The sequence below is a fragment of the Pyxidicoccus fallax genome (assembly GCF_012933655.1).
Lineage (GTDB): Bacteria > Myxococcota > Myxococcia > Myxococcales > Myxococcaceae > Myxococcus > Myxococcus fallax.
The window spans coordinates 26,170-39,682 of sequence record NZ_JABBJJ010000030.1 but is presented as its reverse complement, the minus strand read 5'-3'; the positions used below and the strand labels follow the sequence as shown (position 1 = coordinate 39,682).

Annotated in this window: 12 protein-coding genes; 8 read left to right on the top strand and 4 right to left on the bottom strand. The window is 67.1% G+C overall.

Annotated elements, in window-relative coordinates; all coding sequences use genetic code 11:
• Positions 1-58: 58 nt before the first annotated feature.
• Positions 59-253: a hypothetical protein gene (locus HG543_RS09240; protein ID WP_169344335.1), complete on the bottom strand. Its 195-nt coding sequence runs from the start codon at positions 251-253 to the stop codon at positions 59-61.
• Positions 254-387: 134 nt separating this feature from the next.
• Between HG543_RS09240 and sitA5 the strand changes: the two genes are divergently transcribed.
• Complete coding sequence (gene sitA5, locus HG543_RS09235; RefSeq protein ID WP_439332603.1) at positions 388-1,887, top strand: SitA5 family polymorphic toxin; 1,500 nt, start codon at positions 388-390, stop codon at positions 1,885-1,887.
• Positions 1,888-1,910: 23 nt separating this feature from the next.
• Positions 1,911-2,504 carry a pentapeptide repeat-containing protein gene (locus HG543_RS09230; RefSeq protein WP_169344333.1) on the top strand — a complete coding sequence of 198 codons (594 nt, stop codon included), beginning with the start codon at positions 1,911-1,913 and terminating at the stop codon, positions 2,502-2,504.
• Between the two features lie 5 nt (positions 2,505-2,509).
• Here the strand turns inward: HG543_RS09230 and HG543_RS09225 are convergent, their stop codons facing one another.
• Together HG543_RS09225 and HG543_RS09220 are read right to left on the bottom strand one after the other, a co-directional pair.
• A complete protein-coding gene (locus HG543_RS09225; RefSeq protein ID WP_169344332.1) occupies positions 2,510-5,248 on the bottom strand; it encodes a bifunctional acetate--CoA ligase family protein/GNAT family N-acetyltransferase in 2,739 nt (912 codons plus the stop codon).
• Between the two features lie 69 nt (positions 5,249-5,317).
• Entirely contained in the window at positions 5,318-6,037 is a 720-nt protein-coding gene (locus HG543_RS09220; protein ID WP_169344331.1) for a siderophore-interacting protein, read from the bottom strand.
• A gap of 943 nt (positions 6,038-6,980) precedes the next feature.
• Between HG543_RS09220 and HG543_RS09215 the strand changes: the two genes are divergently transcribed.
• The 3 genes from HG543_RS09215 to HG543_RS09205 are packed head-to-tail and all read left to right on the top strand — an operon-like array spanning position 6,981 to position 9,906.
• Positions 6,981-8,171 (top strand): radical SAM protein, encoded by a 1,191-nt coding sequence (locus tag HG543_RS09215; protein ID WP_343073308.1) that lies wholly within the window; start codon positions 6,981-6,983, stop codon positions 8,169-8,171.
• 4 nt (positions 8,172-8,175) lie between these two features.
• Positions 8,176-8,688, top strand: a complete 513-nt coding sequence (locus HG543_RS09210) for a phosphoribosyltransferase (protein WP_169344329.1) — start codon at positions 8,176-8,178, stop codon at positions 8,686-8,688.
• A gap of 30 nt (positions 8,689-8,718) precedes the next feature.
• Positions 8,719-9,906, top strand: a complete 1,188-nt coding sequence (locus HG543_RS09205) for a glycosyltransferase family 2 protein (protein WP_169344328.1) — start codon at positions 8,719-8,721, stop codon at positions 9,904-9,906.
• A gap of 276 nt (positions 9,907-10,182) precedes the next feature.
• Here the strand turns inward: HG543_RS09205 and HG543_RS09200 are convergent, their stop codons facing one another.
• On the bottom strand, positions 10,183-11,082 hold the full coding sequence (locus tag HG543_RS09200) for an NmrA family NAD(P)-binding protein (RefSeq protein WP_169344327.1): 900 nt from the start codon (positions 11,080-11,082) through the stop codon (positions 10,183-10,185).
• Positions 11,083-11,163: 81 nt separating this feature from the next.
• Here HG543_RS09200 and HG543_RS09195 point away from each other — a divergent pair, with 81 nt between their 5' ends.
• From HG543_RS09195 to HG543_RS09185, 3 genes are all read left to right on the top strand, one after another.
• Positions 11,164-12,186 carry a LysR family transcriptional regulator gene (locus tag HG543_RS09195; RefSeq protein WP_169344326.1) on the top strand — a complete coding sequence of 341 codons (1,023 nt, stop codon included), beginning with the start codon at positions 11,164-11,166 and terminating at the stop codon, positions 12,184-12,186.
• A gap of 81 nt (positions 12,187-12,267) precedes the next feature.
• Positions 12,268-12,882, top strand: coding sequence for a DUF2378 family protein (locus tag HG543_RS09190; RefSeq protein WP_169344325.1), 615 nt, complete (start codon positions 12,268-12,270; stop codon positions 12,880-12,882).
• A gap of 166 nt (positions 12,883-13,048) precedes the next feature.
• Positions 13,049-13,510 (top strand): flagellar biosynthesis anti-sigma factor FlgM, encoded by a 462-nt coding sequence (locus HG543_RS09185; protein WP_169344324.1) that lies wholly within the window; start codon positions 13,049-13,051, stop codon positions 13,508-13,510.
• The last annotated feature ends 3 nt before the right edge of the window (positions 13,511-13,513 follow it).

The following is a 13,513-nucleotide window of genomic DNA, read 5'->3' as shown; positions in this document are numbered from 1 at the left end:
GGACAAGTCGCTCCGTCGGCGGGCACGAGAGCACGGCGGCTGGGTGCGGCGCGATGCGTCAGGGGCGTCCGGGAGGGCTTGGCGAGCCGCGCCTCGCCGGCTTCCGGTAGCGCTTCTTCATTTCCGCCACGATGTCGGCGTGCGCGTGCACTCGCCCTGCCCTCGCATCATCGAGTCCTTCCTCGATAAACGCGATGATGCGGAGCTTCTCCGTCAGCTCGTCGAAGGACTTGAGGGACCGCAAGGACCGCATCCAGTACCTCCAACGTACCCAGCCAAAGTCCGATACTGGTCCGTAAACCAGTCGAGTTCCAAGATCGGCGTTTCCCCCTCAGGGCACCTTCACAGCCCCATGTCCAAGGAGTCCCTCGCGTGCTCCATTGGCGCATGACCTCAAACCAGAGAAGGGAGTGCACGGCGCACTGTCAGGTAGGCGCCATCCTCCTTATGCTGCTGACAGCGTGCAGCAGCACGCCACGGCGCCCGAGCCAGGCCTGGGATGATTCCGAGGGAGGGCCATTCACGGCCCGGTATGGCTTGAGCGTCATCGCACCTCGGACCGTCCCGTCCGAGCCAGTCGAGGTGGATGAGGGCGACTTCACGGAAGCGGTGACAGCACTGGTCCGTGGTGCTCGACCCGTGGGGAATCCCCGGGAGGCGGCGCGGCGGCTATTCGAGGAGTCGCACGCCGAGGGAGTCCCGGCAAACGAAGGTGCCGGGCGTGTCGTCCGGCTGGCCCCCGTGAACGTGCGCGGTTCCGCTACCAGGGCCGAGGCGGAGTTGACGCGAGAGTACTTGCGCTGGTGCGAGCGTACGCAGGGCGGTGGTGACTGCCTGCACCTGCTCATGGACGGCCCCACGGTACGGGGCGAGGACCGGTACGCACTGGCGTTGGCACTCTCCCTGGGAGCGGTGCTGGACGAGACGAAGCACGCGCTGAGGGGCATGGTGGAGCCGTCCGCGGTGCTGTCCATGCTGGTGTGGACGGCCACGGTGTACCTGCTGCTGTGGGCGCTGCCCGAGCCGATGTCCAAAGGCGTCGCGGCGGCCCTGACCGTCACCCTCCTGGCCTGGCTGGGCGTGGACACGCTGTGGAGCCTGATGCAGGGCTGGGTGCGACTGGTGGAGGACGCCAACCGGGCCGTCTCCTTCGAGCAACTGAGCACCGCCGGAGAGCACTTTGGCCGGGTGATGGGAGAGAACACCGCGCGCGTGCTGGTGATGCTGGTCACGGCGGTGCTGGGCGGCGCGGTGAAGCCGCTGGCGCAGAAGATGCCGAAGCTGCCCGGCTACACCCAGGCGGCGGTGCAGGCGGAAGCGCAGGGCGGCATCCGGCTCGCGGTGGCCGAGGTGGAGGCGGTGGCGGCCTCGTCGGAAGGCACCTTCGCCGTGATGATGAAGAGCCCCGGGAGTCAGGCGAGCGCGGCGACCACGGAAGCGCGTGCGGCGACCACCGTCATCCGACACCAGGGAGGAAACCGGCAGGTGGTCATCGAGGGACAGCGCTGGCATGTGCCCGCCAACAAGTCGCTGAAGGACGTTCCGACCCCCGACCTCGTCGGTGACGAGCTTCAAGCAGCCGCTGTTCGCGCGGCCCAGCGCTGGACCTCGCGAGGTCCAGATGCGGATGAACTGGCGGCCATTGAACGTGCCCTGGCGCAAGGCAAGCAGTGGCTGGCGCGGCTCCTCGAACGCCAATCCCGGGGCCGTTTCGTGGAGAGGGAACTGAGGAGGCAGTTTCCACAACTTCAGTGGAGCCGGACCGGAGTCGACGCGGTTGATCCCTCAACCGGGTACAGATACGAAGTTCTCTCCGGGACTGACTCCAACCTCGCCCTGCACGGCCAGCGCATGATGGGCACCCTGTTCCGGATGATTACGTTCTGAGGACCTCGGCGAGTCGCGACACCATGATTCAATTCCGCGATACGGAACTCGAGAACCAGCGACTCGAGCTGACCAGCAAGATCGAGCACTACTACCTCGGTCATCATCTGACCCTACGGAACTGCACGCTCGTCATCGGAGTGCCAGCGAACGCGCTGACCATCGCCAGGACGCGACTCATCGACTGCACCATCGAGGTGAAGAAGGGGCTCAAGCACTTCAGCTGGGAAGGAGTCTCGTTGAGGGGCTGCCGATTCACGGGCGTGCTGACCGGCTGTGACTTCGGGCGCTGGCCGGATTCCGAAGACGGCGGCATCGAGGACTGCGACTTCACGAGTGCTCAGCTGGAAGGGTGCCGTTTCGTCGGCTGTGACGCCTCCACCCTTCGCTTTCCCTCGTGGCCCTGCTTCACGGTTCTGGACCCCGCGCGGAGGAGTCGCGAACTGGCTGTGCTCCCATGGCCCGGCCAGCTTGGAGTCGTGGTGAGCACCTTCTCGAAGTACCCACCCTCCACTGCGGCCGTGACGTTCTCCGCGCCGAAGCTCGCGAAGGAGTTCGGCACCACCGAGGACGCAATCCGCGCCGCGCTGGAGCAACTGGACGGCGTGAAGCTGTAGCCGGGTCAGAGCACCTTCACCGCCTTGACCATGTCCGGCGCCAGCTCCTCGTGGGGGACGATGGCGAAGCCGAGCTTCCGGCTGATGGTCTGCATGGGCCGGTTGCCCGCGAGGATGTCCGCGACGATGCGCTGCATCCTCCAATCGCGCCCGACGTCCACCAGCCGGCGCAGCAGCTCCGTGCCCAGACCCTGCTTCTGCACCTGGTCGCTGATGAGGATGGCGAACTCCGCGTCCTGCGTCCCCCGCAGCCGCGTCAGCCGCCCCACCCCAAGTATCTCCCCGCTCTTCCGCTCCGCCACCAGCGCCAGCTCCCGTGCGTAGTCGTTGAAGCAGATGCGCGCCAGCCGCTCGTGCGCCACCCGCGTGCTCAGGTGCATCAGCCCCGCGTACCGGAGGAAAACCGTGTGCTCCGACAACGTCCGGTGGAACTCCGCCATCCGTGGCTCGTCCTCCGGGCGAATCGGCCGCAGCAGCACCTCCTCGCCATTCGGCATCTGGTACGGCGCCACGTACTGCTGCGGGTACGGCTCGATTGCCAGCCGAGGCAGCTCCGCCTCCGTCACCGTGGGCGGGTGCAGCACCACGCGCGCATCCAGCGCCAGCAGCCGCTCGTGCGACACCAGCAGCGGGTTGATGTCGATCTCCTTCACGAAGCGCTGCTCCACCACCAGCCGGCTGAAGCGCACCATCAGCCGCTCCAGCGCCCCCAGGTCGACCGGCTTCCGCCCGCGCACGCCCTTCAGCGCCTGGTGGATGCGCGTCTGCTCCATCATCCGCCGCGCCAGCGTCGTGTTGAGCGGCGGCAGCCCCAGCGCGCGGTCCTTGAACACCTCCACCAACGTGCCGCCCGCGCCGAACAGCAGCACCGGCCCGAACTGCGCGTCCAGCCCGCTGCCGATGATGAGCTCGTACCCGTCCAGCTTCACCATCGGCTGCACCGTGACGCCGTCGAACGCGCCCGGCTGCCCCAGCTCCGCCAGCCGCTCGCGAATGCCCCGGAACGCCGCGCGCACCGCGTCCGCGTCCCGCAGGTCCAACCGCACGCCGTCCACGTCCGACTTGTGGCTCACCGTCAGCGAGTGCAGCTTCACCACCACCGGGAAGCCCAGCGACTCGGCCTCCGCCACCGCGGCGTCCTCCGTGAGCGCCAGCCGCGTCTCCACCGTGGGAATGCCGTACTCGGCCAGCAGCCGCTTGGACTCGTACTCCGTCAGCAGCGTGCGCCCCGCCGCGCGAGCCTCGTCCACCTGACGGCGCGCCATATCTCGGACGCCGCGGTACTCCTCCGCCAGCGTGGGCGTCTCGTAGAGCCCGGCGAGGTTGTACGTGTAGCGCCACATGTAATTGAAGATGCGCGCCGCCGTGTCCGGATAGCCGAAGGTGGGGATGCCCGCGTCGTTGAGGATGCGCTCGCCCGCGGCCACCACCGAGCCGCCCATCCAGCTCGCAATCACCGGCTTGCCGTGCAGCTTCGCGTAGCCCTTGAGCCGGTCCGCCGTCTTCGTGGGCTCCGTCATGTCCTGCGGCGCGAGGATGACGAGCAGACCGTCGCTGTTCGGGTCCTTCGCCGTCACCTCCAGCGCCTTCGCGTACCGCTCCGGGTCCGCGTCGCCGAGGATGTCCACCGGGTTGCCATGGCTCCACTGCGGCGGCAGGAAGCCGTCGAGCGCCTTGCGCGTGTCCTCGCCGAGCACGGCCAATTCGCCGCCGCCCGCCACCAGCGCGTCCGTGGCCAGCACGCCAGGGCCGCCCGCGTTGGTGAGAATGGACAGCCTGCGCCCCGCGGGACGCGGCTGCCGGGCCAGCGTTTCGGCCATGTAGAAGAGGTCGGCGATGGAGTCCACGCGCAGCACGCCGGTGCGGCGGAAGGCGGCGCTGAGCACCTCGTCGCTGCCCGTCAGCGTACCCGTATGGGACGCGGCGGCCTGCGCGGCCTGCGCGGTGCGCCCGGCCTTGATGACGATGATGGGCTTGGTGAGCGCCACCTCGCGCGCGGCGGAGAGGAAGGCCCGCGCGTCGCCGATGGACTCCATGTACAGCAGGATGGAGCGCGTCATCGGGTCGTCCGCGAGGAAGTCGATGACGTCGCCCCAGCCCACGTCCAGCATGGAGCCCACGGAGACGAAGGCGCTGAAGCCCACCCCCTCGCGCAGGCTCCAGTCGAGGATGGCGGTGAGCAGCGCGCCACTCTGGCTGACGAAGGCCACGTTGCCCGGCCGCGCCATGGCGCCAGCGAAGGTGGCGTTGAAGCCGCTCGGCGGCCGCATCACGCCCAGGCAGTTGGGCCCGATGAGGCGGATGCGCGCCGCCTGGGCGATGTCGAGAATCTCCCGCTCCAGCCGCGCTCCCTCCTCCCCCGTCTCCTTGAAGCCCGCGGAGATGATGATGGCGCCGCGCACGCCCAATTCCGCGCACTCACGGATGACGCCGGGCACCGTGGGCGCGGGGGTGATGATGATGGCCAGGTCCACCACCTCCGGCAGGGCGCGCAAGGACGGCCACGCCTTGATGCCCAGTACGTTGGGCCGCTGCGGATTGATGGGGTAGACGGTGCCGCCGAAGGGGTTGCTGATGAGGTTCCAGAGGACGGTGCGCCCCACGCTGCCGGGGCGCTCGCTGGCGCCCACCACGGCCACGCTGCGCGGCGAGAAGATGACGTCCAGCGGCAGCCGCGTCTGCTGCTGGTGGAGCACGTTGTGGGACGGGTCGGTCTTCGGAGAGCCGGGCGCGCGCGAGTCCATGACACGCCGTGTTTGAAGCGTCACCCGCCCGCGCGCAATGCCCGAATGGTGGACTTCGTGTGACAGGCGTCAGTCGAGCCCCGCCTTGCCGAGCGACCAGTACGCCTTCACCTTCTGCGCCGGCTCCACCCCCGCCGCCTTGAGCCGGCCCCTCAGTGCCTGGATGGCCTGCGCCCGGCCCGTCATCACCAGCCGCGCCCCCGGCCGCCGCTGGAGCGCCGCCTGGAGCCGCGCCGCCACCTCGGGCAGGTGCCCGTCCCCGGCCGTCCGCTCCACGACGTCGCTCTGCGCGAGCCCGAACTCCCGCAACACGTCCGTGGACTCCGGGCGTGAGGACACCTCGAACACCTGCTCGACGCCGCCGATGCCCGCGCGCAGGTTGCGCAGCGCGTGCCCCACCGCGAAGGACGTCTCGTCCCCGAAGAGCACCACCGGGCCCTCGTACGCCGCGAGCGGCACCGAGCCTCGCGGCCCGAAGAGCTGACACCGGTCCCCCACTCGCACGGAGCGACCCCAGCGCGCACCGGGGCCGTCACCGTGGAGGTACACGAGGAACTGCGTCGCCCCGCGCACCGCGTCCCATGCCAGTGGGGTGTACGTCCGCATGCCCTCGCCCGGCAGGAACACCTGTACCTTGTCGCCCGCGCTCCAGGAGGCGTCTTTCAGCCCCTCCCCCACCAGCTCCAGCCAGCGGAAGTGCGCGGACACCTCGCGGACCTGCTCGACGCGCGCGTCGCGGAAGAGGAACCGCCCCAGTACGCCGCCGATGATGGCCTTTCCCGATGTCATCCGTGTCGCTCCCGGTGGCACGGGTCAGCCCCGTGCCCTCGAGTCGAAGCATGGTCGAACGCGCGGCACGGGGGCATGAAGAAGCGTGAAGAACCTGGAAGGCTCCGCCGCTACGCCTCTGCGTCAGGGGCCAGCATCGAGCCGAGGAGCGCTACAGCTCGCGTATCCGCATGCTTCGCGTCACGTCTGAGCCCCGCGTTGGAGCGATACGACCGCGGCCTCAACAACTGATTGCCTGATTTGTCAGTTTCCTTCGGAGTCAGCGGCAGAGAGCTGGGCCCACTCGCAGTGGAATGGCATGAGGTTTGGAAAAAGACGAACCATGGCGTCATGGGCTGGCGATGCAGCAGCAACGTGCGGCCCATCATCTCCACCAAGGCAGGCTCCAGCGCTCCAGGAATCAACGCCAGAGGCTCCGGCTCTTGCGCTGGCTGCCCTCAGAAAGGTGGGGGCCTCACGGTTGACCTCGGCAAGCCCCATCAGGCTTTCTCGACCCGCGGCGACTCCCGGTGCATGAGACACTGGCAGTTCCAGCTTGAACTGAGAGGCTTCTGTGGCTGCCCAACGAGGTGTCTTCCAGAAAGGTGCGCCGCACGCTCAATCCCCAAACGAGTCATTTCTGCCAGCCCCGCGTCGCCGATCTTGCGGCAGTTCTAGGGGAAGAACTTTCGCGGGTGGCGCTCCATCCGCCTCTCGAGCTGGGTGCACTACACGGGAGCGGGATGCATATTTTTACTGCCAAGTCGTATCTTTGCGTCTCGAGAGCGATCAGTCAGCCAGCACATCTCAATGGCAGGCATGTCCACTACCCGATATTGCGTCTGATGTGAGCAGTGGTGGGGATTTTCTGCTTGACCCGCCCACTTCAAGGCGAACACCCCGGCACCGATCACTCTCTTGAAAGGAGTTCTAAGTAGAACCCCAGGGGGAGTGGTTTTTCCACATGCAATGGTGTTACGCTTCCGTCCGAGCGTTGTCGCCAATTCCTGCGCAAGGGGGCCTCATGCGTAATTCCCTGAGAACGAAAATCTCCTTGATCTCCAAGGGGATGCAATTCGACTTGGGCATGTTCGTAGATACAGACAAGAGGTACTACGAGAATACGTACGGGTACTGCATCACCAACCGGAACGTGAAGCGCGAGCACCGCCTGCCCCAGGTGCTCTGGCTTGGTGACAACTTGGTGGTCTCGGTGCTCCGCCGTGAGAATTCGCCCTGGAGCCTCCGCTTCGATGGAGACGATCTGAACCTCTACAAGGACGGCGCTTTCGTGCAGACAGTGCAACTGCCGGAAGCCCTGCCCTTCTTCGGGAAGACCTTGAGCGACGGCACGCGGACCGACGAGGTGATCTCGGCCTATGGCGCGGTGACCCCTGGCTTCTTCCTCTATCCTGACTGCTACTATTTCGACAAAGGCAAGCCCTGCGGCTTCTGCTCCCTGCGGAAAGCCCGCAAGACGGTGGGCAAGCCGCTGGTCACCGAGTTCGGCCGGCAGCGCATGATGGAGACCACCCGGCACATCCAGTCCTCCGGCTGGAAGATCCCGATCATCACCAACACCTGCGGCACGCCGCTCGATGACGAGGGCACGCGTAAGTACATCATCGAGCCCTTGAAGGCCATCAACGACGCGTGCGATCCCAAGGTGAACATCCACGTCCTGGCTCACCCGCCCAACGACTTCTCGCTGATCGACGAGTACAAGGCGGTCGGCGTCACCTCCATTGCCTTCAACCTTGAGGTCTATGACCGCAAGACCTTCGCGGAGGTCTGCCCCGGCAAGGATCAGTTCTACGGCTACGACAAGTGGTGGGACTCGCTGGAGTACGCGAAGGGGGTCTTCGGCGAGTGGAATGTCTTCTGCGGCCTCGTCTGGGGCGTGGAGCCGCTGGAGAGCAGCATGGAGGGGATGGATACCATCCTGAGTCGCAACATCGGCCTGGCGACCAACATCTTCCACGCGGACCCGGGCTCCGTGATGCAAAACCACCCGCAGCCGTCGGAGGAGGACATTATCGCACTGGCCGGGTACGAGGCGCAGCTCTACCGCAAGTACCCCAAGGCCCGGACCATCTACGACGTGAGCATGCGCAACACGATCGATTGGGAAATCCATAACGGGTACATGGAGTGATGCCATGAAGCAGATCGACAAGTACGGTTGGAGCGAGATCGACTCCCTGTGCCGGCGGTTGGCGGCCACCATCCGTGAACCCTTCGACGCCATCGTCTGCATCCTGCGCGGTGGCGCTGTGCCGGGAGCGATCCTCGCCAACGAGCTGGGCATTGATCTGATGATGGGCATCAAGGTGGTCCAGCGGGGGCAGGTGACCGGCGCGGGTCAAAGCCAGGGCTCCTACCGCGCGGAGAAGGGCACCGTCGTGGTCCCGATGAACGACATCAATCTCAAGGGCAAGCGCGTCCTCGTGGTAGACGACGTCCTGGACTCCGGCGAGAGCGCTCAGGTGGTTCTCGACGAGGTTCGCAGCCGTGGCGCGGCTGTCGTTAAGCTGGCCACCCTGCAGGTCAAGACCTACTCTAGATTCAAGCCTGACTACTTCATCGAGGTAAAGACGAACTGGCTGTTCTACCCGTGGATGTCCGAACGTGAGCTGAGGGAGATGGAAGCCCGGCTGGCCACGAGCCAGTAAGGGAGTTTCTCCTGGGTCCTCCGAGCCACCATGTACGCTTGGATTCTTCTCCTCCCCATCGGGTGCATCTGCTTTTTCCAGCTCTATTACCTTGTCTGTTCATTCAAGGTCAGGATTCACCCGAGGAGCATCGCGGCGCTCCCGTCGGACGACGTGGAGAAGGTCTCAATCCTGCTCCCCGTGTTCAACTCGGCATCGACGTTGGACAGGTGCCTGTCGTCCATCCTCAACAACAAACTCGAACTCCTGTCCAACATCGTGGTAGTGCTCGATCGCTGCACGGATGGGTCCGACACTCTCGCCCGGTCATTCGTGGAGCGCTTCGCGGAGCGCGGCGTGCAGCTGCGGTTGCTCACCCTGCCCGAGGCCCGTAGCGGCAAGGTCGCCGGGCTCCTCCTGGGAGGCCAGCACGTCGCGTCCGAGACCGTCCTCCTGCTAGACGCAGACATCGTGCTGGAGCCCACGGGCCTGGAGGAGTTGGTGGCGTTCCATCGCCGGTGCGGCGAGCCGTTCTCGTCGTGCCTGATCTTCCCATTCCAGGAGGCTGGCAAGGAGCACAACCTGACCGCCCACCTCATCTGCAACAACCGCCTCTATCGGCAAGGCGTGCTGCAGACCGTGAAGAACCTGTTCGGGGTTGGCAACTTCCCCGGCGGCATACAGATGGTGAACTACCGAAAGTATGCCGAGTTGCTGGTGGACGGCTTCCTGGAGGATCTGACCGCCACGTATCGCGTGCTGTCCACGGATGGCAGGATCTCCATCCTGCCGCGCGTGCTCGGCTACGAGGTGGAGCGGCAGAGCCTGAGTGGCCTGTTCCTGCAGCGCGTGCGGTGGACGTTGGGCGCCATCGAACACCTCCCCACCCAGGTGCGAACCGCCTCCACTCGGACGGCGTGGCCACAGAAGATCCTGATCAACTCCTACCATGTGATGTGGGAGTTCCAGCACTACGTCATCGCGCTAGGGCTGCTCTTGGCGCCCTTCAGCTGGGACGCATGGCCCTTCTTCTTGATGCCGCTGTTCCTGTACTCGCTCCAGATACTCCGCTCGGCATACCTGGGACGGCACCACTACGCGAACTCCCTGCCCGGCATTCTCTTCCACTGCCTGGGCTTCCCACTCATCATTTCAGCGGCGCTGGTGGGCTCGATTCTCATGCTCGTGAAAAAGCGCAGCTTCTTCTTCAAGAGCGCGCTGCTGTTCCGCCGAGACTGACGCGCATCGTGGATGCCAACCCCGACGATCGGCAATCTCCGCTTCTCGCCACCAGGCGCGGTCCCTCGACGTTTATAGGAGGTATGGGGGCCGTGTTGAGGGGGCGGGCTGATTTCGTACAGGGCCGAGGAGAATCGCGGACAGGTGCCGCTGAGGCTGTCAACGTGGTGGACCGCATGTTGTCGTTAACGTCTCCACCGGAGGAACTCCGCTTCATTCCGGTGGAGGCGTGGAACGACTCACCCGGCTTCGGGTAACGCGCTGCCAGAATCGCCGCTACGCCGCTGCGGAGGCGGCCTGCTCCACCGCCGGCTTGAGCACCTCGCGCGCCCACTTCGCCAGGGAGGTGGGCGTGGTCGTCTGGGCGGAGCGGGGCTCGGCCGGATCCATGCGGCCGTCTCCGATGCCGCCGTACATCTCCGCGAAGACGTCCGCCATCCAGCCGGGGATTCCCGCGCCGACCATGCCCTTGCGTGCGTCCTCCAGCGACACCTGCACGTAGCGGATGGGGCGGCCGAGCGCCTCGCTGAAGGTGGCCTCCAGCTCCGCGTACGTCACGTCCGCCGGGCCGTGGACGCCCACGTAGCGGTGCCCCTTCCAGCCCGCGTCCAGCAGCACCTCGGCGGCCTTGGCGGCGATGTCCGCCACCGCCACGAAGGGCACGGCCTTGCTCCGCGGCACCGGCATGAAGAGCGAGCCCGTCTTCGCCAGCGTCCCCACGTCGCGCAGGAAGTTCTCCATGAAGAAGCCCGGGCGCAGAATCGTGACGTCCGCGCAGACCGCCTTGAACGCCTCCTCCACGGCCTTCAGCGAGTTCACCGGCCCGGTGCCCGCGCCGTGCTGCGCGCCCACGCTGGACAGCACCACCACGCGCTTCACGCCGTGCGCCTTCACCGCCTTCGCCGCCGTGAGCGCCGCCTCGCGCGACCACGCCACGAAGTCCGGCCCGTTCACCGGGGGCGTCAGCCAGAACAGCGCCTCCGCTCCCGCCAGCGCGCGCTCCAGCACCGCCGCGTCATCCGTGGAGCCCTGCACCAGCCTCGCGCCCTGCTTCACCAGGTCCGCCACCTTGTCCGCGCTCCGGCTGATGACGGTGAGGGGACGGCCCGCCTCCAGCAGGCGCAGCGCGAGAAGACGGCCAATCTGTCCATTGGGGGTGTTGATGACGATGCTCATGTTCTGCCTCCGGGAACCGCGAGATGGCCCAAAACTGCTCGCATCCCCGGCATGAGGCCACCGCATGGTATTCATGGGCACATGAGCCCCGTTCATGCTCGCCGTCCGCGCCTCCCGGCCGCGAAGCCGCCCGCGTCCCCGGCGCCCGCGGACCTCACCGGCATCAACCTCAACCTCGTGGTGGCGCTGGACGCGCTGCTCACCGAGGCCAACGTCACCCGCGCCGCCGAGCGGGTGGGCGTCACCCAGTCCGCCATGAGCCACTCCCTGCGGCAGCTGCGCGAGCTGCTGGGGGACGCGCTGCTCATCCGCGGGCGGGGCGGCATGGTGCGCACGCCGCGCGCCGAGCAGCTCGCCGCGCCCCTGCACCGGGGCCTGCTGGAGCTCCAGCGCGCGCTGCGCAACGAGCCCGTCTTCGAGCCCGCCACCGCCCGGCGCCGCTTCACCCTCGTCACGGGGGACTACTTCGCCGCCACGCTCCTGCCGGAGCTGCTCGCGCTGCTGGGCCGCGAGGCGCCCCACGTCGACCTCGCCGTCCGCCACCTCGTGGTGGACCAGGTATCCACCCCGCTGGAGAGCGGCGAGGTGGACCTCGGGGTGGGGGCCTTCCCTCCGGACCTCCCCGGGCTGCGCCAGCAGAAGCTCTTCACGGAGGACTTCGTGTGCGTCGTACGCGAGGGGCACCCCGTCATCCGCAAGGGGCTGGACCTGGACACCTACCTGCGCTTCCCGCACGTCCTCATCAGTCCCCGGGGCGAGGGCGTCGGGGTGGTCGACACCGAGCTGGCGCGGCGGGGGCGCTCGCGGCGCATCGCCCTGCGCCTGCCCTACTTCCTCACCGCGCCCCTGACGGTGGTCCGCTCGGACCACATCCTCACCGCGCCCCGCCGGCTGGTGGAGCCCTTCACCGAGGCCTGGCCCTTGCAGGTCCTCACACCGCCGGTGCCTCTCCGCACCTTCGACGTCGTGCAGTTCTGGCACGAGCGGTTCGACGATGACCCAGCCCACCGCTGGCTGCGGGGCGTGGTGCACCGAGCCGCCGGTGCGGAAGCCGCCCTACCGTCCAGGGCTTCACGGCGGGTGCGCCGGACGCAATCTTCCTGACACTCCTGGACAGGGACACTGAACGCAGATTCACGGGTGGGCGAGCATCCCACGGCCCTCCCGTTGTAGGGTGCTACACCTATGACTTCTTCCGAGAAGCTTGTTTTCACCCAGACGGTCGAAGCGCTCTTCGTGCGAGCCCTGGAGAACCGCCTCACCCCGGCGTGCCGTGAGCACCTGCGCCGGGCGGGGTTGGACCTGGACCAGAAGCTGGAGCGGACCTACACCTTGGAGCAGTGGAAGGAGTTTCTCCGTATCGCCGCCGGCCACGTCTATGGCGGTGTGCCCGCGGAGGCCGCGTACTACTCGCTCGGCGAGCGCTTCATGGACGCCTACTTTGGGACCTTCTTCGGCCGGGCCCTGCTGGGCGTCGTCCGGCTGGCTGGCCCCCGGAGGATGCTGCTGCGGGCGGACATGGGCTTTCGTGCGGGCAACAACTTCAGTGAGGTCGAAATCGTCGAGCGTGGCCCCACGTCGGTGGAGCTGAAGATGAACGACGTGCTGGCGGACCTGCCCACCTTCGCGTCGGGGCTGCTGTCCCGTGCGGTGGAGCTGTGCGGCGGGTGGCGTGTGGTAGCCGTCCCCGAGGAGTTCGACGGGACGTCGTCCACGTTCCACATCCGCTGGTCGGAAGTGCCCGCCGAGGCGGCGCTCACCGCCACGGAGGATGGTGGCGCTCCCCGGCCCCGGGCGTAGCGTCTGAAGTCGGGCGCGACCTCTCGCGAGGTCGCGCCTGCCCCCTCATGGTGGCGCGCGGCTCGTGCGTCAGATGAGGGCGGCCCCTCCCGTCAGGGCCCGGCGTGGCGGCCAGCGGCTTGCGTTCCGCGCCGTCCTTCCACCCCACAGAACGAGGAGCGGGCCCATGGGTTATTACGCCGAGAAACCGACCGAGCTGTTCGAAGGCGTCTACTACAACATCAAGACGACGCCCGAGCTTCGTCAGGCGATGCAGAAGAAGGTGAAGGAGATCCGGGCTCGAATCGAGGACCGCGAGGGCCGCATGAAGCGGATTCGCGAGGAGTACCAGATCGACGCCGAGCGGCTGGCCGCGCTGGTCATCCAGTACAAGAACCAGGACTCGGACAGGGTCTCCTACCAGGTCCAGGGCGACTCCGGGACCATCGTCCCCGCGGGCGTCATCGCCAACATCATCCGCGAGCGGGAGATGATCGACTCGGAGCGGGGACAGATTCGCAAGATGGAGCTCATCCTGCGCAACCTCCCCGACCAGGAGCTGTACAACGACCCGCGCACGGGCGAGGTCAAGAGCCGCCAGCCCCTGCACGAGCTCACGGATGACGAGCTCGAGTTCCTCGGGTTCTGAAGC

Excerpts from the sequence above, each read along its gene's own strand:
- HG543_RS09240 (WP_169344335.1), bottom strand. The coding sequence starts at position 253 with ATGCGGTCCTTGCGGTCCCTCAAGTCCTTCGACGAGCTGACGGAGAAG.
- sitA5 (WP_439332603.1), top strand. The coding sequence starts at position 388 with ATGACCTCAAACCAGAGAAGGGAGTGCACGGCGCACTGTCAGGTAGGC.
- HG543_RS09230 (WP_169344333.1), top strand. The coding sequence starts at position 1,911 with ATGATTCAATTCCGCGATACGGAACTCGAGAACCAGCGACTCGAGCTG.
- HG543_RS09225 (WP_169344332.1), bottom strand. The coding sequence starts at position 5,248 with ATGGACTCGCGCGCGCCCGGCTCTCCGAAGACCGACCCGTCCCACAAC.
- HG543_RS09220 (WP_169344331.1), bottom strand. The coding sequence starts at position 6,037 with ATGACATCGGGAAAGGCCATCATCGGCGGCGTACTGGGGCGGTTCCTC.
- HG543_RS09215 (WP_343073308.1), top strand. The coding sequence starts at position 6,981 with ATGCAATGGTGTTACGCTTCCGTCCGAGCGTTGTCGCCAATTCCTGCG.
- HG543_RS09210 (WP_169344329.1), top strand. The coding sequence starts at position 8,176 with ATGAAGCAGATCGACAAGTACGGTTGGAGCGAGATCGACTCCCTGTGC.
- HG543_RS09205 (WP_169344328.1), top strand. The coding sequence starts at position 8,719 with ATGTACGCTTGGATTCTTCTCCTCCCCATCGGGTGCATCTGCTTTTTC.
- HG543_RS09200 (WP_169344327.1), bottom strand. The coding sequence starts at position 11,082 with ATGAGCATCGTCATCAACACCCCCAATGGACAGATTGGCCGTCTTCTC.
- HG543_RS09195 (WP_169344326.1), top strand. The coding sequence starts at position 11,164 with ATGAGCCCCGTTCATGCTCGCCGTCCGCGCCTCCCGGCCGCGAAGCCG.
- HG543_RS09190 (WP_169344325.1), top strand. The coding sequence starts at position 12,268 with ATGACTTCTTCCGAGAAGCTTGTTTTCACCCAGACGGTCGAAGCGCTC.
- HG543_RS09185 (WP_169344324.1), top strand. The coding sequence starts at position 13,049 with ATGGGTTATTACGCCGAGAAACCGACCGAGCTGTTCGAAGGCGTCTAC.